Origin of the sequence: Geobacter hydrogenophilus, assembly GCF_018501225.1 — a bacterium.
Lineage (GTDB): Bacteria > Desulfobacterota > Desulfuromonadia > Geobacterales > Geobacteraceae > Geobacter > Geobacter hydrogenophilus.
Genome location: NZ_JAHCZI010000040.1, coordinates 1 through 348, shown reverse-complemented (window position 1 = coordinate 348; position 348 = coordinate 1). Strand labels below are relative to the sequence as shown.

1 protein-coding gene is annotated in these 348 nt (G+C 48.6%); it reads right to left on the bottom strand.

Annotation, left to right across the window (positions count from 1 at the left end):
• Positions 1–74: 74 nt before the first annotated feature.
• Positions 75–254, bottom strand: coding sequence for a hypothetical protein (locus KI811_RS18435; RefSeq protein ID WP_214187924.1), 180 nt, complete (start codon positions 252–254; stop codon positions 75–77).
• Between the last annotated feature and the right edge of the window lie 94 nt (positions 255–348).

Genomic DNA, 348 nt, shown 5'->3' with positions numbered 1-348 from the left:
TTCCGTGCATCGAACCGTCTCCTTTCATGTGCCGGTCCGTTGCTTATACACCTGTCTCATTTTCCGGGGCCACTTCAGGGATAATACTCTCCTTCAAGGTATCCTTGCCTTTTGGCTTCTCTGCTGCATTTCCACTGATTAATTTGCAGGTCAAAAGCCATCGAGATTAGAACGCCCACGATTATCGGGAAGACGAGCCACTTCACTATCCGTGGTGTTATTGGATCATTTGGATTTGGAATCTCTGGTGGCATCAAAATTTTCCTCGCCCAACGGCTTGAGGGTCTGCTGTGGAGCGTAGCGGAAACAGCAGCACCCGAGTGTTATACAGTTTCATCTCAACTGTTG

Excerpts from the sequence above, each read along its gene's own strand:
- KI811_RS18435 (WP_214187924.1), bottom strand. The coding sequence starts at position 254 with ATGCCACCAGAGATTCCAAATCCAAATGATCCAATAACACCACGGATA.